The organism is Mangrovibacter plantisponsor, from assembly GCF_003182475.1.
GTDB lineage: Bacteria > Pseudomonadota > Gammaproteobacteria > Enterobacterales > Enterobacteriaceae > Mangrovibacter > Mangrovibacter plantisponsor.
Genome location: NZ_QGTS01000001.1, coordinates 122,679 through 142,104, shown reverse-complemented (window position 1 = coordinate 142,104; position 19,426 = coordinate 122,679). Strand labels below are relative to the sequence as shown.

General features: G+C 50.2%; 17 protein-coding genes and 4 tRNA genes. 11 read left to right on the top strand and 10 right to left on the bottom strand.

The window, feature by feature from the left end; all coding sequences use genetic code 11:
* The first annotated feature begins 18 nt into the window (after positions 1-18).
* The 11 genes from DES37_RS00715 (at position 19) to luxS (ending at position 8,282) form a co-directional block, all read left to right on the top strand.
* A complete protein-coding gene (locus DES37_RS00715) occupies positions 19-462 on the top strand; it encodes a regulatory protein RecX (RefSeq protein ID WP_110024734.1) in 444 nt (147 codons plus the stop codon).
* 157 nt (positions 463-619) lie between these two features.
* Positions 620-3,247 carry an alanine--tRNA ligase gene (gene alaS / locus DES37_RS00710; RefSeq protein WP_110024497.1) on the top strand — a complete coding sequence of 876 codons (2,628 nt, stop codon included), beginning with the start codon at positions 620-622 and terminating at the stop codon, positions 3,245-3,247.
* A gap of 233 nt (positions 3,248-3,480) precedes the next feature.
* Positions 3,481-3,666: a carbon storage regulator CsrA gene (gene csrA, locus DES37_RS00705; protein ID WP_000906486.1), complete on the top strand. Its 186-nt coding sequence runs from the start codon at positions 3,481-3,483 to the stop codon at positions 3,664-3,666.
* Between the two features lie 319 nt (positions 3,667-3,985).
* Positions 3,986-4,078: transfer RNA gene (locus DES37_RS00700), tRNA-Ser, on the top strand.
* Between the two features lie 4 nt (positions 4,079-4,082).
* A tRNA-Arg gene (locus tag DES37_RS00695) sits at positions 4,083-4,159 on the top strand.
* 179 nt (positions 4,160-4,338) lie between these two features.
* Positions 4,339-4,415 (top strand) — tRNA-Arg (locus DES37_RS00690).
* A gap of 38 nt (positions 4,416-4,453) precedes the next feature.
* Positions 4,454-4,530: transfer RNA gene (locus DES37_RS00685), tRNA-Arg, on the top strand.
* Positions 4,531-4,852: 322 nt separating this feature from the next.
* Positions 4,853-5,419, top strand: coding sequence for a fructose-1-phosphate/6-phosphogluconate phosphatase (yqaB, locus tag DES37_RS00680; protein ID WP_110024496.1), 567 nt, complete (start codon positions 4,853-4,855; stop codon positions 5,417-5,419).
* Complete coding sequence (locus tag DES37_RS00675; protein ID WP_036103834.1) at positions 5,416-5,847, top strand: YqaA family protein; 432 nt, start codon at positions 5,416-5,418, stop codon at positions 5,845-5,847. The genes yqaB and DES37_RS00675 overlap by 4 nt, the downstream gene beginning before the upstream one ends.
* A 191-nt stretch (positions 5,848-6,038) precedes the next feature.
* Positions 6,039-7,613 carry a glutamate--cysteine ligase gene (gshA, locus tag DES37_RS00670; RefSeq protein ID WP_110024495.1) on the top strand — a complete coding sequence of 525 codons (1,575 nt, stop codon included), beginning with the start codon at positions 6,039-6,041 and terminating at the stop codon, positions 7,611-7,613.
* Between the two features lie 153 nt (positions 7,614-7,766).
* The gene (gene luxS / locus DES37_RS00665) at positions 7,767-8,282 is read left to right on the top strand and encodes an S-ribosylhomocysteine lyase (protein WP_036103839.1); all 516 of its coding nucleotides are present in this window, start codon (positions 7,767-7,769) and stop codon (positions 8,280-8,282) included.
* A gap of 216 nt (positions 8,283-8,498) precedes the next feature.
* Here the strand turns inward: luxS and emrB are convergent, their stop codons facing one another.
* From emrB to nrdF, 10 genes are all read right to left on the bottom strand, one after another.
* Complete coding sequence (gene emrB / locus DES37_RS00660; protein WP_110024494.1) at positions 8,499-10,034, bottom strand: multidrug efflux MFS transporter permease subunit EmrB; 1,536 nt, start codon at positions 10,032-10,034, stop codon at positions 8,499-8,501.
* A gap of 14 nt (positions 10,035-10,048) precedes the next feature.
* Entirely contained in the window at positions 10,049-11,224 is a 1,176-nt protein-coding gene (gene emrA, locus DES37_RS00655) for a multidrug efflux MFS transporter periplasmic adaptor subunit EmrA (protein WP_036103845.1), read from the bottom strand.
* 134 nt (positions 11,225-11,358) lie between these two features.
* Positions 11,359-11,889, bottom strand: a complete 531-nt coding sequence (gene mprA, locus DES37_RS00650) for a transcriptional repressor MprA (protein WP_036103847.1) — start codon at positions 11,887-11,889, stop codon at positions 11,359-11,361.
* An 87-nt stretch (positions 11,890-11,976) separates the two neighbouring features.
* Positions 11,977-12,312 carry an L-valine transporter subunit YgaH gene (gene ygaH, locus DES37_RS00645; RefSeq protein WP_110024493.1) on the bottom strand — a complete coding sequence of 112 codons (336 nt, stop codon included), beginning with the start codon at positions 12,310-12,312 and terminating at the stop codon, positions 11,977-11,979.
* A complete protein-coding gene (locus DES37_RS00640) occupies positions 12,302-13,042 on the bottom strand; it encodes an AzlC family ABC transporter permease (protein WP_110024492.1) in 741 nt (246 codons plus the stop codon). The genes ygaH and DES37_RS00640 overlap by 11 nt, the downstream gene beginning before the upstream one ends.
* Before the next feature lie 111 nt (positions 13,043-13,153).
* Positions 13,154-14,365: an MFS transporter gene (locus DES37_RS00635; protein ID WP_110024491.1), complete on the bottom strand. Its 1,212-nt coding sequence runs from the start codon at positions 14,363-14,365 to the stop codon at positions 13,154-13,156.
* 161 nt (positions 14,366-14,526) lie between these two features.
* Positions 14,527-15,522: a glycine betaine/L-proline ABC transporter substrate-binding protein ProX gene (proX, locus tag DES37_RS00630; RefSeq protein WP_110024490.1), complete on the bottom strand. Its 996-nt coding sequence runs from the start codon at positions 15,520-15,522 to the stop codon at positions 14,527-14,529.
* Positions 15,523-15,660: 138 nt separating this feature from the next.
* On the bottom strand, positions 15,661-16,752 hold the full coding sequence (gene proW, locus DES37_RS00625) for a glycine betaine/L-proline ABC transporter permease ProW (RefSeq protein ID WP_110024489.1): 1,092 nt from the start codon (positions 16,750-16,752) through the stop codon (positions 15,661-15,663).
* Positions 16,745-17,947, bottom strand: coding sequence for a glycine betaine/L-proline ABC transporter ATP-binding protein ProV (proV, locus tag DES37_RS00620; RefSeq protein WP_064600860.1), 1,203 nt, complete (start codon positions 17,945-17,947; stop codon positions 16,745-16,747). Before proV ends, proW begins: the two co-directional genes overlap by 8 nt.
* Positions 17,948-18,459: 512 nt before the next feature.
* The gene (gene nrdF / locus DES37_RS00615; RefSeq protein WP_036103867.1) at positions 18,460-19,422 is read right to left on the bottom strand and encodes a class 1b ribonucleoside-diphosphate reductase subunit beta; all 963 of its coding nucleotides are present in this window, start codon (positions 19,420-19,422) and stop codon (positions 18,460-18,462) included.
* Between the last annotated feature and the right edge of the window lie 4 nt (positions 19,423-19,426).

Here is a 19,426-nt window from a genome sequence, read left to right as displayed (position 1 = left end):
CAGGAACGCGCAGTGCGCATGCTGGCTATGCGTGACCACAGTGAACTGGAATTACGCCGTAAACTAGCCACTCCTTCCCGGTTCAGTAAAGAACAGGAGACAGAGGCTGTGCGGCCAGAGGAAATTGAACAGGTTATTAACACTTGCCGTGAACATAACTGGCTTGACGACAGCCGTTTTGCAGTACGTTTCATTGAAAGCCGTTACCGTAAAGGGTATGGGGCGCAACGCATCCGCCAGGAAATGCAGCAGAAAGGCGTAGGGCGTGACGAAATTGACAGCGCTTTTAGAGCTTTTGAAGGCGACTGGTGCGCACTGGCCCGGGACGTAGCCCAGCGTAAATTCGGTACCCCACTGCCTGCGGGCTTCCCGGAGAAAATCAAAGTGCAACGTTTCCTGCAATACCGTGGTTTTTACATGGAAGAGATACAGCAGATTTACTCAGAATATGATGAGCTGTGACAGAATTTTTACCAACCGGGCGCATAGGGATTTTACTTCCCCGCTAAGAAAACATATCTTATTCCCACTTTTTTCCCGGTAAAAGCGCACATGAAAGCGTAATAGCGTTTATCATGGTGGTTTTACAAGACTCCGTTAGCTTGATTTCAGGATAATTATGAGCAAGAGCACCGCTGAGATCCGTCAGGCGTTTCTCGACTTTTTCCATAGCAAGGGACATCAGGTTGTTGCAAGTAGCTCCCTGATTCCAAATAACGACCCGACATTGCTGTTTACCAACGCCGGGATGAACCAGTTCAAGGATGTTTTCCTTGGTCTTGATAAACGTAATTACTCGCGTGCGACAACCGCGCAGCGTTGTGTGCGGGCCGGTGGTAAACATAATGACCTCGAAAACGTAGGTTACACCGCACGCCATCACACCTTCTTTGAAATGCTGGGTAACTTCAGCTTTGGTGATTACTTCAAGCATGATGCTATCCAGTTCGCCTGGGAACTGCTGACAGGTGAGCAGTGGTTCAACCTGCCCAAAGACCGCCTCTGGGTAACCGTCTATGAAAGCGATGACGAGGCGTACGCTATCTGGGAAAAAGAAGTTGGTGTTCCGCGTGAGCGTATTATTCGCATTGGCGATAATAAAGGCGCGCCTTACGCATCAGATAACTTCTGGCAGATGGGTGATACCGGTCCTTGTGGCCCATGTTCTGAAATTTTCTATGATCATGGCGACCATATTTGGGGTGGGCCTCCGGGGAGCCCGGAAGAAGACGGCGACCGTTATATTGAAATCTGGAACATCGTCTTCATGCAGTTTAACCGCCAGGCTGACGGCTCTATGGTTCCGCTACCGAAGCCTTCGGTTGATACCGGTATGGGGCTGGAGCGTATTGCCGCTGTTCTGCAGCATGTGAATTCAAACTACGATATTGATTTGTTCCGCAATCTTATCAAATCAGTTGCGGAAGTAACTGGCGCGACGGATTTGGGCAGCAAATCACTGCGAGTAATTGCCGACCATATTCGTTCCTGTGCATTCCTGATTGCCGATGGTGTTACACCATCCAATGAAAACCGTGGTTATGTCCTGCGCCGTATTATTCGCCGTGCAATTCGTCACGGTAATATGCTGGGTGCGAAAGACACCTTCTTCTACAAACTGGTTGCGCCATTAGTTCAGGTTATGGGTGCGGCAGGCGAAGATTTGCAACGCCAGCAGGCTTTGGTTGAGCAAGTACTGAAAACGGAAGAAGAGCAATTTGCCCGTACACTGGAACGCGGTCTGGCACTGCTGGATGAAGAGCTGGCACAACTGAAAGGGGATACCCTGGATGGCGAAACAGCTTTCCGCCTGTATGATACCTACGGCTTCCCGGTAGACTTAACTGCAGATGTGTGCCGTGAGCGCAACATCAAAGTTGATGAAGCGGGTTTTGAAGCTGCAATGGAATCACAACGCCGCCGTGCCCGTGAATCCAGCGGTTTTGGCGCGGATTACAATGCGATGATTCGCGTTGATGACGCCTCTGAATTTAAAGGCTACGAAGAACTGGCTGTGACTGGCAAAGTAACTGCACTGTTTGTCGATGGTAAGCAAACCGAACAGGTTGCTGCCGGGCAGGAAGCCGTTGTTGTGCTGGATAAAACCCCGTTCTATGGTGAGTCTGGTGGCCAGGTTGGTGATACTGGTGAACTGAAGTCTGCTAATGCCACCTTCACTGTGTCTGATACACAGAAATATGGCCAGGCAATTGGCCACCAGGGTACTGTCTCAACGGGTGTTCTTAAAGTTGGCGACAGCGTGAATGCCCAGGTTGATGAGGCGCGCCGCTCACGTATTCGCCTTAACCACTCTGCAACTCACTTATTGCATGCGGCACTGCGTCAGGTGCTTGGCACTCATGTTGCGCAGAAAGGTTCACTGGTTAATGATAAAGCACTGCGTTTCGACTTCTCGCATTTTGAAGCGATGAAGCCGGAAGAGATTCGTGCGGTAGAAGATATTGTTAACGCACAGATTCGCCGTAACTTGCCGATTGAAACCCACGTGATGGACCTGGATGCAGCAAAAGAGAAAGGGGCCATGGCGCTGTTCGGTGAAAAATACGATGAGCGCGTGCGTGTACTGAGCATGGGCGATTTCTCGACTGAACTGTGTGGTGGTACTCACGCCAGCAGAACCGGGGATATCGGCCTGTTCCATATTGTTGCTGAGTCAGGTACTGCAGCAGGTGTTCGCCGTATTGAAGCCGTAACAGGTGAAGGTGCGGTGGCTGTAATGCATAACCAAAGCGACGAGTTGGCGGATATAGCACAATTACTCAAGGGCGACAGTCACAATTTAGGTGATAAAGTTCGTGCTGTGATTGACCGGACACGTCAGCTTGAGAAAGAATTGCAGCAACTGAAAGCTCAGCAGGCGGTACAAGAAAGTGCCAGCCTGTCCAGCAAAGCTGTCGATGTGAAAGGCATTAAGCTGCTGGTGAGTGAGTTGAGCGATGTTGAACCGAAAATGTTGCGCACGATGGTAGACGACCTCAAAAACCAACTTGGCTCCACTGTAATTGTCCTGGGGACAGCTGCAGAAGGGAAAGTTTCGTTGATTGCCGGGGTATCTAAAGATCTGACCGACCGTATTAAAGCGGGTGAGCTGATCGGCATGGTTGCACAGCAAGTTGGTGGTAAAGGTGGTGGCCGCCCCGATATGGCTCAGGCCGGTGGGTCTGATGTACAGGCACTGCCAGGTGCGCTGGCCAGTGTTGAAAGCTGGGTAGCTGCCAAACTGTAAAATTATAAGCGTAACGTGCGCCATTTCGTGAATAAATGGCGCTAAGACTTTAACGCGCTGGCAAAAATGATAAAGTCGGGTTGAAGTGTCGTATATCGGCTAAACTAAGTAACAGCAGGCTGTGCAATGACTTCTGACACATATGTGTTTGTCATCCATGGCGGTACTCGTTATATGATGGATAAGCCGGGGTACAAGCAACCCGACTCTTTTAATCTTTCAAGGAGCAAAGAATGCTGATTCTGACTCGTCGAGTTGGTGAAACCCTCATGATTGGTGATGAGGTAACCGTGACAGTTCTTGGGGTAAAAGGTAACCAGGTGCGCATTGGTGTGAATGCCCCGAAAGAAGTTTCTGTACACCGTGAAGAAATTTACCAGCGTATCCAGGCTGAAAAGTCACAACAGTCCAGCTACTGATCTAAAGCGTCTCGCATTTTGTGCGAGGCGCTCCCTTCATGGCCTTTAATTGGTTTTTTCCGTATTTTTGTCGTTTTCCCTGTCTGTTTTCTTGCTCTGATGCCATAACATTGCTGCGCCTTAAGTGGCGTGACAGGCTTTGTTTGTGGGTAAAAAGGCAGCTTCACGCTGGTAAAACAGGCGAATTGTTTGTGAAATGTGCAAACGATTAGAACTCCGGAAAAATTGTTTGACTTATAAGTCTCAGAAAGTAATATGTGCGCCACGCAACGCCGATGAGCAGAAACAAGTTCTTCGGGGTTCCTCGCAAGAGGCGTGTGGTGAGATGGCCGAGAGGCTGAAGGCGCTCCCCTGCTAAGGGAGTATGCGGTCAAAAGCTGCATCGAGGGTTCGAATCCCTCTCTCACCGCCATTTTGCATCCGTAGCTCAGCTGGATAGAGTACTCGGCTACGAACCGAGCGGTCGGAGGTTCGAATCCTCCCGGATGCACCATCTCTTGTTTACTCACCAATAGCGGGTAGTAAACGCACTACATTAATGTAGTGGTCGTGAGGTTGCCATTGTTAACCCAATGGTAAGAAAGGTAATGCAGTACAGAGCCTTTCAGAATGCGTTATATCCTTTATTGCTTTAGTAGTAATAAAGGTTAGCAGTAAAGTAGTTATTCCGATGCATCCGTAGCTCAGCTGGATAGAGTACTCGGCTACGAACCGAGCGGTCGGAGGTTCGAATCCTCCCGGATGCACCATTTCTGCTTTTATGCGCCAGTTTTATGTCATACCCGATGCATCCGTAGCTCAGCTGGATAGAGTACTCGGCTACGAACCGAGCGGTCGGAGGTTCGAATCCTCCCGGATGCACCATCTTCTTGTTCCTCTGTATATTCCACACACTCTCTCTGAATTTTCCTGATTTAATCCACTAACTTGATTTCTGTTTGCTGCTTTATTTCAGCACGCTGCCGCCTGTGCTCTTACTGCTTCGGTTTAATCGTTAACCTGTGCTTACCTGAGCTATCCTGGTGGCCGGTGTGAACAGATAATATAAACAGGCGATATAAACAGAATTCCCTTTTTATTAAAAGGGTTAATTCGGCAGGTAAATGCGGGCAATACACCTTTGGCAGCGACAAATATTACCAGGTGCGCTAAAGTAGCCTCTCTTTTCATCTTGCCGGAGGTTTCGATGTATACACAGTATGATGGCCTGATATTCGATATGGACGGCACAATTCTGGATACCGAACCCACGCATCGTAAAGCCTGGCGTACCGTACTGGCTCGCTATGATATGCAACTGGATGAACAGGCCATTATCGCCCTGAATGGCGCACCCACCTGGAAAATCGCCGAGGCGATTATCAACGGGAATAATGGCTCACTCTCTCCTCATGCGCTGGCAGATGAAAAAACAGCGCTGGTAAAAACCATGTTGCTGGACAGCGTGACACCATTGCCTTTAATTGAAGTGGTGAAAGCCTGGTATGGCAAGAAACCGATGGCGGTTGGCACCGGGAGTGAAAGCCGTGTGGCCGGGTTGCTGTTAAATCATCTGGGGCTACGCCAGTACTTTGATGCTGTAGTCACCGCCGATGACGTCGAGCACCATAAACCTGCTCCTGATACATTTTTGCGCTGTGCCGAGTTAATGGGGGTGGCAGCACATAAGTGTATCGTATTTGAAGATGCGGATTTTGGTATTGAGGCCGCACAACGAGCTGGAATGGCTGTTGTGGACGTTCGCACACTGTGAATGACTGGCTACCCGTTCTGTCTTTATTTACCAGTAGCTTTCTGAGTGCCACATTGTTACCAGGAAGTTCGGAGGCTGTGCTGGCGGGGTTATTACTTGCCGGAAACAGTTCCCCCTGGTTATTAGTCATAACCGCATCAATCGGTAATAGCCTTGGCGGTCTGACAAACGTTATTCTAGGGCGCCTGTTCCCGTTGCGGGAAACCAGTCAACGGCATGACAGGGCCTTACAGTGGTTAAATCGGTTTGGCCCCGTTACGCTACTATTGAGTTGGTTACCGTTGATTGGGGATTTGTTGTGTTTAATGGCCGGATGGCTGCGTATGGCCTGGGGGCCGGTAGTCCTCTGGTTGTGCCTGGGTAAGGCACTGCGTTATGTATTTATCATGCTGGTAACAGTACAAGGGATGGCATGGTGGCAAGGGTAAAACAGCAGGCGGGTAATTGTTGTTGATGTGCGAAAGGTCAGGGCGTGGTGTCAGTGCTCACAATACTGGAGCAGCCTGCCTGGTAACTTTCGTTTCCGGCAAACAGGATTATTACTCGCCAGGAGTGACCTTTATTCGTCAACCATTACAATTATGCTTAACAGAAGAATTTTGACAGGCGGGAGGTCAATTTGATCCCTGACGTATCACAGGCATTAGCCTGGCTTGAACAACATCCACAAGCGGTTGCGGGTCTTCGCCGCGGGCTGGAACGTGAAACACTGCGCGTTGCACCTGATGGCTCGCTTGCCACAACAGGGCACCCGGAGAGCCTTGGTGCTGCGCTGACACATAAATGGATTACCACAGACTTTGCCGAAGCCCTGCTGGAGTTTATTACGCCAGTAGACCGCGATATCGACCATATGCTGCGCTTTATGCGGGATTTACACCGCCATACAGCGAACAACATTGGTGATGAACGGATGTGGCCGCTGAGTATGCCGTGTTTTATTGAAAATGGGCAGGATATTGAACTGGCGCAATATGGCAGTTCAAATCTTGGGCGTTTTAAAACACTCTACCGTGAAGGGTTGAAAAACCGTTACGGGGCATTGATGCAAACCATTTCTGGCGTGCATTACAACTTTTCGCTGCCACTGTCTTTCTGGCAGGCGAGAGCTGGCATTACCGACGAAGTAAGTGGTAAGGAAGCTATTTCTGAAGGCTATTTCCGCCTGATTCGTAACTACTACCGTTTTGGCTGGGTTATTCCTTATTTGTTTGGGGCATCGCCGGCGATTTGCTCTTCGTTCCTGCAAGGCAAACCGAGTGCGTTGCCTTTTGAGCAGACGGAAAATGGCCTGTATTACCTGCCATACGGTACATCACTACGTCTCAGCGACCTGGGGTATACCAATAAATCCCAGAGCCAGCTGAATATCACTTATAACCACCTTTCAAGCTATGTTGAGAACCTGAAACAGGCTATCCATACTCCTTCACTGGAATACAGTGAGTTGGGGCTGCAAAAGAATGGTCAGTGGTTACAGCTGAACACCAATATTTTGCAGATTGAAAATGAGCTGTATGCCCCTATTCGGCCTAAGCGAGTTACCCGGCCGGGTGAATCGCCATCAGATGCGTTGCTGCGTGGTGGTGTGGAGTATATTGAGGTACGTTCGCTCGATATTAACCCCTTCTCACCTATTGGTGTGGATGAAAACCAGGTACGTTTCCTCGACTTGTTTATGATTTGGTGTGTGCTTGCTGATGCACCAGAAATGAACAAAGATGAGCTGGCCTGTACCCGTAAAAACTGGAACAAGGTCATTATTGAAGGGCGCAAACCTGGCCTGATGCTGGATATGTTTGCCATGCTTGAAACAGGCTGCCAGGCAACGCAGCATACTCTGAAAGAATTGGGTATGGCTCTGTTTGCTGATTTGCGGCGTGTGGCTCAAACACTGGATGCCATGGCAGATACCCCGGCTTACCAGAATGTTTGCGATCAACTGGTTGCCAGCTTTGAGAACCCTGAATTAACCTATTCAGCGCGTATTTTACGATCTATGATCGATAATGGTATTGGTGGTACAGGTAAAGCGCTGGCTGCTCATTACCGCGAGCTGTTAATGAAGGAACCGCTGGAGATCCTCACTCAGGCCGATTTTGACCGTGAGCGTGATGCGTCTGTAACGCGCCAGAAAGTGCTGGAAGAAAGCGATAGCGAATCATTTGAGGCTCTGCTTGCCCGCCAGGCATGAACCAAAAGAAAAGGCCACATTGCTGTGGCCAAATAATTCATCTCTGCGGACAGGGATGATGATAACAAATGCGCGTCTTTCATATACTCAGACTCGCCCCGGAATTAATAGTTCAGTTTATTTTTAAAAAAATCACTTATCGGAGGTGATCAGATGCCATTGTTGGATAGCTTCACTGTTGACCATACCCGTATGGGCGCACCAGCGGTACGTGTAGCGAAAACGATGCATACGCCGCATGGCGATACTATTACCGTATTCGACCTGCGTTTTTGTATCCCGAATCAGGAAGTTATGCCAGAACGAGGGATTCATACCCTTGAACACTTGTTTGCTGGCTTTATGCGTAATCACCTCAATGGTGATGGCGTGGAGATCATCGATATTTCCCCGATGGGCTGCCGTACCGGGTTCTATATGAGCCTGATTGGCCAGCCTGGCGAACAGCGTGTCGCTGATGCCTGGAAAGCGGCAATGAGTGATGTGCTGAAAGTTCAGGATCAGTCTCAGATCCCGGAACTGAATGTTTACCAGTGTGGTACCTGGGAAATGCACTCTCTGTCTGAAGCTCAGGATATTGCCCGCCATATTATCGAACGTGGCGTAGGGGTAAACAGCAACCAGGAACTGGCGCTGCCTAAAGAGAAGCTGAAAGAACTGCATATCTGACAGCCATCAGTTCTGGTGAGCTGAATCAGTTTGTTACCAGTCAGAAGAGAGGCCTGTGAGCCTCTCTTTTTTATGGGCGGCAGGTGGGATTCTGGCGAAAAATATTTTGCAGCTGGTGCTGCTTGCTTTGCACTGTACTGCACAGGGAATGGCGCAATAAAAAAGCGCGGGCTTTACAACGCCCGCGCTCAGGTTCTGACGCTTTACCTGCGGTTGTCAGTGAGCGCCACCGCCCCCACCGCCTGAACTGAACGGTGGTTTGGCAAACCACACCAGGCTCAGCAAAACAATAAACACGGCGGCTGAAATCCAGAATATCTCGTTGGCAGAGATAATCAGCCCCTGGTTAGTGATTTGCTGGGCAATATACCCGGAAGCCTGCTGGTGAGACATTCCCATGCCTTCTAACTGGCTGTACATCTGTTGCGCGTTGGGGTTATACGGCGTAACAGATTCTGTCAGTTGCGCATGGTGCAGTGATTCCCGGTTGGTCCACATCGTTGTCGTGATAGACGTCCCTATTGAACCTGCCAGAGTACGCGTAAAGTTCGACAGGCTGGATGCTGCAGCCAGGCGCTCCGGCGGCAGGCCGGAAAGCGTAATGGTCGTCAGCGGCATAAAGAAGCAGGCAACAGCAAAGCCCTGAATGAACTGCGGCCAGGCAGAAGCGCCAAAATCCATTCCTGGTTCGAATGTCCATGCCCGCCAGTAGAAGCACACCGCGTACATAATAAAGCTGAAGGTGACCAGGCGGCGCATATCCAGCTTATGGGCAAAACGGCCAATGACTGGCGACAGGATAACCGGGATAACCCCGACCGGTGCTGATGCCAAACCTGCCCAGGTTGCTGTGTAGCCATAGACTTCCTGCAATAACTGCGGCAACAGTACAATCGCGCCAAAGTAGAGCATGTAAGCAAGGCTGATACACAGGCAGCCAATGGTAAAGTTTCTCGACTTAAACAACGCCAGGTCCACAATGGGGTTGTCGTCGGTGAGCTCCCATACCACCAGAAAACAGAGTGAAACAACGGCGACAATCGTCAGAATGATAATTTCTTTCGAATTGAACCAGTCTAGCTCTTTCCCCTGGTCAAGCATCACCTGCAGGCAGCCAATACCTAATACCAGCAACGCCAGGCCTATGGCATCTATGCGCCGTTGCTCGGTGCGTGTTTCACGCCCGCGCAGGGTTTGCAGTGTCATCATTACCACGACAACCCCAATAGGCACGTTGATAAAGAATATCCAGCCCCAGTGGTAGTTATCGCTAATCCAGCCACCCAGAATAGGGCCGCAAATCGGCGCAACGATAACGGTCATTGACCACAGCGCAAGGGCAATACTCCGTTTGGCCGGAGGATAATTGCTCAGCAGCAAACTCTGCGACAGCGGAATCAACGGGCCTGCAACCACACCCTGTATGACGCGGAAGAAAATCAGCATCGACAGGCTGTTGGACATCCCGCACGCCCAGGAGGCCACGGCAAAAGCACCGGTGGACCACAGGAATAATTTTACCTCGCCCACCCGTTTGGCAAGCCAGCCGGTAATTGGGATGGAGATAGCGTTAGCCACCCCAAATGAGGTAATAACCCAGGTCCCCTGGCTCAACGAAGAGCCAAGGTTACCGGCGATGGTGGGAATGGCGACGTTTGCAATTGTCGAATCCAGCACCTGCATGAATGTCGCCAGAGCCAGCGCAATGGTCATGACAACCAGTTGTGGGCCTTCAAGCGGTTTTTGTGGCATACACCCTCCGCTGTTTACCCTTCGTTGGCCCGGATAATATCGTCAATGGTTTTATTGACTGGCGCCAGAGAAATTTCACGCGCGTTACTTACGTAGGCTGGCGTTTTACGTACTTCACTTGCCAGCACTTTGCCGTCATGGTTACTGGTATCAACAGTCACCAGAGTCGACAGGCCAATACGCAGTGGATGCTGTTCCAGTTGCTTCTCATCAAGCTCAATACGTACAGGCAGGCGCTGAACCACTTTGATCCAGTTACCGGTGGCGTTTTGTGCTGGCAGCAGCGAGAAGGCGCTCCCGGTGCCCATATCAAGGCCAACTACTTTACCGGTGTATTTCACGTCATCGCCATAGATATCGCTGACAACGGTAGCAGACTGCCCAATACGCATGTGCGCCAGTTGGGTTTCTTTGAAGTTAGCGTCAACCCACATATGGTGAGCCGGAACAATCGCCATCAGGGCGCTGGAGGCACTGATTTGCCCGCCAACCTGCACTGCACGCCGGGAAACATAACCTGTTACCGGGCTGACAACATTGGTACGTTGCAGAGCAAGCCAGGCATCACGTACAGCTGCAGCTGCTTGTTTTACACTTGGCTGGTCTTCAATTTTATCGCCCAGCAACATCGCTTTATTGGCGTTGTACTGTTGAACGGCAACATCAAGTTGAGCTTGCGCACTGGCGACAGCATCTTTGGCGTGTTGCAGTTCTTCTTTACCAATCAGGTTATCCGTTCCTAATGGTACACGGCGTTTTAAATCATTCTGCGCTTTAGTTAACGCGGTTTTTTGCAGTGCGATATTCGCTTCATATTGCTTGCTGTTGATCATCAATTGGTGAACTGATCGCACACTGGAAGCCAGTGCGGTTTTCGCTTTATCGAGCGCCAGCTGTGCATCTGTTGGGTCGAGAGTGACCAGCGTATCGCCTTGTTTTACAAAGTCTGTGTCATCTACCCATACTTTTGTCACGCTCCCGGAAACCTGGGACATAATCTGGACCTGGTTTCCCGCGACATAAGCATCGTCAGTGTCTTCATAATGGCGTAGTACCAGGAACCAATAGATTCCGTAACCTACCGCAATAACAACAAAAAGTGTTGTGAGGAAAAGTAACGCGTTCTTTCGCTTACCTTTCTTTTTCTTAGCGTGCTGCTGCGGTGCCTGATTTTCCGCATTTGCGCTCATACTATTCTCCACCATCTTATTATTTTCTTAGGTTTGGTCGGCATGACCCTGTTTTTATCAGACAGGCCAGTCGGGTAATCAACTGGCCTGAGGTTGAATCTGTCTGGTTGTGGCTTGCTATTCGATGCGGGGAGTTATCGTACCGCTTCAAGCACGGTTTCATCGGCTTCCATCTGGTCAAGTCGCAGGAGCAATTTACGCGTGATTGTCTCGAGTTGAGATTTCTCTTGTTCATCCAGTGATGACCAGAGCATGTGCAGACAACTGTGTTGTGGCGGCAATACTTCATCAAGAAAGTCTTTACCTTTTTCAGTTAACTGCAAGTGCAGGCAACGTCTGTCATTATCGCTTTCACGACGTTCAATCCAGCCACGTTTTTCCAGTTCATCAGCAATGCGGGTGGCATTGGTGCGGGAAGAGCCCAGTGCACAGCTTAGTTCAGAAGGCTGGATACTGTGGTTCTCTTGTGACTCAAGCGTGATCAACGCCATAAACAGGGTTTCATTGATACCCTGAGCTTTCAGCATTTTATTACGGTTTTCCAGCAGCTTACCCTGCATGTGCATACACAAGCGGGTCAGCAAAATTTCCTGGTAAGGAAAGGTTTTTTGGCGGCTGGCACGAAACTTAAGCATTTGTTCTATGGGCGTGAACGAACTATCCATTAGATTAACCTCATTAGTTGCAGCCGATATAGTAACTATAGTGATAAATAAAGTAAATGGATTATTCGTGCGCTTAAGGTTCGCTAATTACCCGCCACTCATCAGTTTCAGCGCCAGACCAAAGCTCAGTGCACTGAGCAATGTCGGGATGATAATGGTGCGTAATTTGTAGAAACTGGCAATCAGAACGACGAAACCGATAGCCACGGGGAGCACATGTTGGTGGTGCTTAATTAAGTCTGGCGCAGTGGAGACGACCAGTAACGCGCAAATAGAGGCGATGCCAATACTGTCGAGTAAAATAGTCACTGCGCCGCGCCGGTTTTGCGTGTTTTGCCCACGGTTCAGGCGCAGCGGCAGGTAACGGAACAGGTAGTTCACGCAACCAACAAACAGCCCGAGTACTAATACATCAATGCTCATCGCTGGCCTCCTGGTAAAACGCCTGAATCAATGCTGCAGCACAACCGCAGACAATTCCGCACAGAATCGCCGCCGGAATTGAAAACAAAGTAATACCCAGCACAGCGCCTGCCAGCGCCGCAACCACACACCATGACTGTTTGCGTTGAAATGAAGCCAGCAGGAAACTTAAAAATAACGCTGGCAACATAAAGCTCAGCGAAGCCTCAACGACGGGCCAGTCATCGAGCAGGCCGTTGCCTGACCATGCCCCCGCCAGTGTGCCCAATACCCAGGACGCCCAGGAAGTCAGGGCAATGGCTACCATCCAGGATTCACTCCAGCGCCGGTTGTCGCGCACCAGTTTGGCGGTAGCGGCCGCAAAAACTTCATCGGTCAAACCAAACGCCCATAGCGCGGTGCGCGAACCTGTTAACCTGGTGCGGATACGGCTCTGTAGTGAAGGGCCATACAGGATATGGCGAACATCCATCGCCATAACTGTCAGGGCCGCCACCCACAGAGCACTGCCAGCAGACAGCATGGCAGTTATCACAAACTGGCTGGCCCCGGCATATACGATGCAGGAAAAAAAGGTGGCTTCGAGGGGAGTAAATCCCAGTTTGGTGGCATTCAGCCCGAAAGCAAAAGCGACAGGCAGGTAGCTAATCACAATCGGCAGGCTGTCTTTACAACCTTCTGCCCAGGTTGCCGTCGTTTGGGTGTCTGTTACGCAGGAAGATTCCGTCATTTTTATTATCTGTAATTAAATATGAGCCAGAGGATCTCTCGTTGTGGTGTAGAGCGCTGAACACCAGACTAAAGAAGTAAGTGAGCGTTTACTGACTCACCTGGTTATGCGTCATTGCGGGGTTTCGTTAACCGGGGCCTGACGATGATACCCCAGTGCCCATACCACCAGGCTTAGTACACCGGTACCGGCACCGGCCAGGCAAACGCCCATCCAGCCTGCGTGTTGGTAAGCACTTGCAGAAACCAGTGAGCCGAATGCGCCACCAATAAAGTAAGTGGTCATATACCCGGCAGTCAGCCGGTTACGGGCTTGCGGGTACAAACGGTAAATTACACTCTGGTTGGTAATGTGTACACCCTGGACTGTCAGGTCGAGCAGCACAATACCGGCCATTAAAGGGATAACTGAAAATTTCCCCAGATAAATGGCTATCCAGGCCAGAACCAACAGAACCAGACCCGCAGTGGTTGTCAGGTGCGACTTACCTTTATCTGACAGGCCACCGGCCGGGCGGGCTCCCAGTGCACCTGCTGCGCCTGCCAGGCCAAATAAACCAATGACAGCTTCGGAAAATGAAAAGGGTGGGGCAGAGAGTAAAAACGCCATTGAGGTCCACAACATACTGAACTGCGCAAAGATCAATCCGCCTGTCAGTGCCCGGGTGCGTAATACCCGGTTGTTAAAGTAGAGGGAAAAAATGGAAACCAGTAATTGGGGGTAATTCAGGTGATTTTCCTGTTTTACGGTTGGCAGCATGCGCCAGAGTGCCAGCGCCATCACAATCATCAGGCCACTTGCCAGCCACCAGACCGTGCGCCAGCCACCGAGGCTTGCCAGAGCACCTGCAACCGTTCGCGCCAGTAAAATGCCCAGCAACAACCCACTCATTATAGTGCCAACAGTGCGGCCACGTTTTTCTGGTGCGGCAAGGGTTGCGGCCAGAGGAACCAGTATCTGAGCCACCACGGAAAATAGCCCGGTTAACGCTGTGCCTACCAGCATCATACTGAGTGAATGGCTGCTGGCCGTGATTATCATGCCGCAGGCGGCCAGCAGGGTCATGCTGACAATCAGCGCACGCCGTTCAAACATATCTCCCAACGGGACAATCAGCAGTAACCCGGCGGCGTAACCCATTTGCGCGGTTGTTACAATAAATCCGGCCTGGTTGACCGAGAGCGAAAACGCCCGGGCGATCGTTTCCAGTAATGGCTGAGCATAATAGTTACTGGCAACGGCCAGCCCGGTGGCAACCGCCATCAGGAGCGTCAGTGCAGGCGTTAACGGGCTGGTTTTGGCGGCGTTATATTGTTGAGTCATGACGAGTGTAATTGGCTAATTTGTAGTGAGAATCACAGATAATAGCGAAGATTGATGGAGGAAAAACAATTTGCCCCGGTTATCGGGTAGCAGAACGTGCGGTTTGTGGTGCGGGAGAAAAAAAGAACCTCCCGTGAAGGGAGGTTCTGAGTGGCGGCGTTTTACTTCGCTGCAGCCAGTGAGGCTTTGATCCAGCCATCGAACTCAGACTGGTGAGCTTTGATCCAGCCATCAACATGGCCATTAATGTCCGCTTCAGAAGCGTGGCCTGCGTGCATCATGGCATTCTCAGCGTTGATGTCGGCAATAGGCAGTTTCATCAGAGCGAACAGTTTTGCCGCAGCCGGGTTTTTCTCGGCCCAGGCTTTGTTAGCAACAATGTACATGTTGTTGACCGGGAAACCATAGTTCGCGCCATTGGCAAGTTTGGTATCAACACCTTTCTGTGCGCCTGGCAGTGAAGAGAACGGAACCTGCAACCAGACCACGTCTTTGCCTGGCACCAGAACATCGCTTACCCAGTAAGGCGTCCAGGTGTAGTACAGAATTGGTTTGCCTTCTTTATAACGGGTAATGGTGTCCGCAATCATGGCGGCGTAGTTACCCTGGTTATGTACAACGGTATTGCTCAAGTCGTAGGCTTTGAGCTGGTGGTTAATCACCGCCTCACAGCCCCAGCCTGGCGTACAACCTGTCAGGTCGGCCTTACCGTCGCCATTGCTGTCGAACAGTTTCGCCAGTTTTGGGTCTTTTAACTGCGCAATATTAGTGATGTGGTATTTTTCAGCAGTTTTTTTGTCGATCAGGTAGCCCTGAGCGGCTCCGGTTACATAAGTTCCTTCCCGGTAGAATTTTTTATCGCCACCTGCTGCGTTATACATGTCGTCGTGCAGAGGTTTCCAGTTAACCGCCATAAAAGTGGCATCGCCGTTGGCTATAGAGGTGTAACCCACGTTGTAATCAACTTCGCTGGGTTTATCTACGGTGTAGCCCAGTTTCTCCAGCGCACGGCTTACCAGCAGAGTCTGGAAACTTTCCTCAGAGATGGTGCTTTGAACCGGTTTAACGGTAATGCCTTTACCCGGTAAATCCGCCGCAAAGGTGCTGGTGGAAACGAGTGTGGCAAAGGCTGTGGCTAAAAGAACAGAATGTCGCATCGTTATTCCTTTTTTATCATGAGAGACCGAAAACCAATAAGCTGGTTTGTTCGATGATGTGTTGTGCCCGGAAGAACATGGCTATCCGGGTGCTGATGCAGTCTCAGGCAGCAAAGCTGCCCGGACTTGTTATGCGTGTTATTTCTTGATGAATGGGCGAGCCAGCAGGCCTACCGGGCCAGTGGTATACCAGCGGCGGTTACCCCGGCTACGAGCGTCGCGGCCAACTGACTGCGTTAAACGGTCAAGGATAATGGCGAGAATAACGATACCCACACCACCAACCGTTGCCAGCCCCATATCGAGGCGGCCAATGCCACGCAGAACCATTTGCCCCAGACCACCTACAGCAATCATTGATGCAATGACCACCATCGACAGCGCCAGCATCAGTGTCTGGTTTACACCCGCCATAATGGTGGGCATAGCCAACGGCAACTGCACTTTGAACAGCATTTGGCGCGGGCTGGAACCAAATGAACGGGCTGCCTCAATCAGGTCTGCCGGAACCTGGTTAATCCCCAGAATCGTCAGGCGCACAATGGGTGGCAGTGCAAAGATAATGGTGACAACCACGCCAGGCACGTTACCGATACCAAACAACATAACGATAGGCACCAGGTAAACAAACGCCGGTGTGGTTTGCATGGCATCCAGTATTGGCCGGACAATTTTCGCAGCTCTCTTGCTACGAGCCAGCCATATTCCCATTGGCAGGCCTATTACCACACAGAACAGCAATGCGGTAAGCACCAGCGCAAGTGTCACCATCGCCTGAGACCATGCTCCAATGGCGCCGATAACAACCAGCGAAATCAGAGTGGCAATACCCATGCCCAGGTTTGACATCTGCCAGGCAATTAAGGCGAATATCAGAATCGCCACTGGTGCTGGCATACCTGTCAGTAAGTGCTGAAAGGCACTCAGAATATAATCAATCGGAACACGAATACCCTGGAATACCGGGCGAAAGTGAAACACTACCCAGTCAATCGCGTCCGTGACCCAGCTATCAAGTGGGATCAGTGTTTTATGGAACGGATCCATAAAGTTAAAGTGTTCGGGTTTGGGAGCCGGCGCGCTGTTTAACCAGTCAGCCGCACCACTGGGGCTGCCTGATGAGGCTGGTGTGCCCCATGCATCAGCTGAGGATGCTGCGTTACTTGCGGCACTACTTGCGGCATCAGTGGTTGCGCCACTGGCATCCCATGGATTTGCTGCGTTACTCATTAGTTGCTCCCTCCCGGTCTAAGGCTTTCAGCAGTGTCCCTTTAGAGATAATGCCGAGATAGTGTTGGTTGTCGTCGATAACAGGAATCGCACAAGGTGCAAGGCCCACGGTAGAGAGCAGCTCATTAAGCGGCGTTTCTCCTGGTACAGATGTGGGCGATTCCAGTAAGGCGGCATCCAGCCCCTGGCCTTCAGACAGCGCTTTTTTCAGAGAGTCAATCGAGACGATACCGACAAATTTTTGCCCACGTTCAATCACGTAGCCATATTCGCGGTCTTCATCCTGCAGCAGTTTAATTGCTGAGCGGGGCCCAAAACCGGGCGTTTTACGAATCAGCCCAACAGGTGAACGGCGCGCAATATCTTTGGCGCTGAACACATGGCTGATATCCACACCACGGAAGAAGGTGCGTACATAATCGTTTGCCGGGTTATTCAGGATCTCATCCGGGGTGCCTACCTGCACGACTTCGCCGTTTTGCATAATGGCAATACGGTCGCCGATACGCATCGCTTCATCGAGATCATGGGAGATAAACACCACGGTACGTTGATGTTTGGCCTGGAGCTTAACCAGCTCATCCTGCATTTCAGTACGAATTAATGGGTCGAGCGCAGAGAACGCTTCATCCATCAACAGGATGTCCGGGTTAATTGCCAGAGCCCGTGCCAGACCAACACGCTGACGCATACCACCAGATAATTCATCCGGGTAGCTGTGTGCGTAGTTTTCCAGCCCAACCTGGCGAAGTGCATCAAGCGCTTTTTCTTCGCGTTCAGCAACCGGTGTGCCCGACAGCTCCATACCAAAAGCGGTATTTTCCAGTACGTTCATGTGCGGCATCAACGCGAAGGACTGAAAGACCATTGCGATCTTCTTTCTGCGCACCTCACGCAATTCTGCATCTGAAACCTGGGCAATGTCAGTGCCGTCGATCAATACCTGACCGCGGGTGGGTTCAATCAGACGATTGAGAAGGCGGACTAATGTGGATTTACCCGAACCGGATAAGCCCATAACAACAAATATTTCGCCTTCTTCAATGGCCAGACTGGCATCTTTAACGCCGAGAGAGAGACCGGTTTTAGCAAGAATTTCTTCTTTTGATAAACCGCGCTCTATATATTTGAAAGCCCTGTTAGGATGCTCGCCAAATATTTTATAAAGGTTCTTAACTTCTAATTTAATTGCCATGCAATAATGGTTTTCCTGTTATTGTTTAAACGCTATAAGTGTCCTGGTGAAAATATTAGTTGCCTATACCCTAACATACTCAGAATTTGAGACAACCCTTAATCCCCCAGTGAAAGTGTGATCTATAACTGAATATTTTTCCACAAACCCCGTGATATAAGGGCTGAGCGCGTAGCGCTGCTGCTGCTAATTTTCTGCAAAATTTGTGCTGTCAGTATATACAATGTTCAGCTTTCAGGCGGTTATTGCCGGAGAGTTGGATGATTCAGGAGGGATAATGAGGTGGTTGTAGTGGCAGGATATTTTGTCCTGTAATGTCTCTGTAATAGTAAATATTTGTTAGCCTGAGTATGTAATAATTTTCCCTGTAACCTTGTACTTATACACGCAACTAAACCTGCTTCACCATGCTTGCCAGAAGGTGGTTTGGCCTGACTGATTTAAGTTGCAGTGGCGCACAACTGGTTACCTGTTGCCGGGAAAATCAGCCCTTTTTCCCGGCAACATTTTAATTAGAAGTTCCAGTCTTCATCTTCGGTTTGCAGACTTTTCCCAATAACATAAGAAGAGCCAGCACCCGAAAAAAAATCATGGTTTTCATCTGCGCCAGGCGACAGTGCAGACAAAATTACTGGGTTGACGTCACACATTTGTGCAGGAAACAGTGCCTGATAGCCCAGATTCATCAGAGCCTTATTGGCGTTATAACAAAGAAAAGCAGTTACTTCATCAACCAGGCCTGATTGCTGATACAAACTTTGCGTGTAAGACACTTCATTATCATACAAGTTCATAATCAGGTCTGCGGCTTCATTTTCCAGTTCTTGTTTTTTCTGATGATTCAGTGGCGCCACCATCTGCTGGTATTTATAACCAATGTAATATCCGTGTACTGCTTCATCGCGAATAATAAGGCGAATCAGATCTGCGGTATTGGTTAATTTCCCTCTTCCTGACCAATATATTGGTAAGTAAAACCCCGAATAAAATAAAAATGATTCCAGGCAAACACTGGCAATTTTCTTACGATATGGACATTCCCCTCGGTAATACTGAAGTATTAACGCAACCTTGTGTTGCAGCCATGGGTTTTCTTCGCTCCACTGGTATGCCGCATCCACTTCCTGCATTGAACACAGGGTGGAGAAAACTGCGCTGTAGGAGCGGGCATGTACTGCTTCCATAAAGCTGATATTGGACAGCACCGCTTCTTCATGGGGAGTCAGGGCATCGGGCATCAGGCCGGGAGCTCCCACCGTATTTTGCACGGTATCAAGCAGGGTTAACCCGGTAAAGACGCGAATGGTCAGTGTTTGTTCTTCGTGGCTCAGGGTTTGCCAGGAAGGCAAGTCATTGGCCAGTGGTATTTTTTCCGGTAACCAGAAATTGGCAGTCAGCCGGTTCCAGATTTCCAGGTCTTTGGTGTCAATTAGCCGGTTCCAGTTAATGGCGCTAACAGGGCGTTGTGTATTCATGGTT

What these genes read in the sequence shown, in the direction of transcription:
- DES37_RS00715 (WP_110024734.1), top strand. Translation starts at nt 19, where the DNA reads ATGCTGGCTATGCGTGACCACAGTGAACTGGAATTACGCCGTAAACTA.
- alaS (WP_110024497.1), top strand. Translation starts at nt 620, where the DNA reads ATGAGCAAGAGCACCGCTGAGATCCGTCAGGCGTTTCTCGACTTTTTC.
- csrA (WP_000906486.1), top strand. Translation starts at nt 3,481, where the DNA reads ATGCTGATTCTGACTCGTCGAGTTGGTGAAACCCTCATGATTGGTGAT.
- yqaB (WP_110024496.1), top strand. Translation starts at nt 4,853, where the DNA reads ATGTATACACAGTATGATGGCCTGATATTCGATATGGACGGCACAATT.
- luxS (WP_036103839.1), top strand. Translation starts at nt 7,767, where the DNA reads ATGCCATTGTTGGATAGCTTCACTGTTGACCATACCCGTATGGGCGCA.
- emrB (WP_110024494.1), bottom strand. Translation starts at nt 10,034, where the DNA reads ATGCCACAAAAACCGCTTGAAGGCCCACAACTGGTTGTCATGACCATT.
- emrA (WP_036103845.1), bottom strand. Translation starts at nt 11,224, where the DNA reads ATGAGCGCAAATGCGGAAAATCAGGCACCGCAGCAGCACGCTAAGAAA.
- mprA (WP_036103847.1), bottom strand. Translation starts at nt 11,889, where the DNA reads ATGGATAGTTCGTTCACGCCCATAGAACAAATGCTTAAGTTTCGTGCC.
- ygaH (WP_110024493.1), bottom strand. Translation starts at nt 12,312, where the DNA reads ATGAGCATTGATGTATTAGTACTCGGGCTGTTTGTTGGTTGCGTGAAC.
- DES37_RS00640 (WP_110024492.1), bottom strand. Translation starts at nt 13,042, where the DNA reads ATGACGGAATCTTCCTGCGTAACAGACACCCAAACGACGGCAACCTGG.
- DES37_RS00635 (WP_110024491.1), bottom strand. Translation starts at nt 14,365, where the DNA reads ATGACTCAACAATATAACGCCGCCAAAACCAGCCCGTTAACGCCTGCA.
- proX (WP_110024490.1), bottom strand. Translation starts at nt 15,522, where the DNA reads ATGCGACATTCTGTTCTTTTAGCCACAGCCTTTGCCACACTCGTTTCC.
- proW (WP_110024489.1), bottom strand. Translation starts at nt 16,752, where the DNA reads ATGAGTAACGCAGCAAATCCATGGGATGCCAGTGGCGCAACCACTGAT.
- proV (WP_064600860.1), bottom strand. Translation starts at nt 17,947, where the DNA reads ATGGCAATTAAATTAGAAGTTAAGAACCTTTATAAAATATTTGGCGAG.
- nrdF (WP_036103867.1), bottom strand. Translation starts at nt 19,422, where the DNA reads ATGAATACACAACGCCCTGTTAGCGCCATTAACTGGAACCGGCTAATT.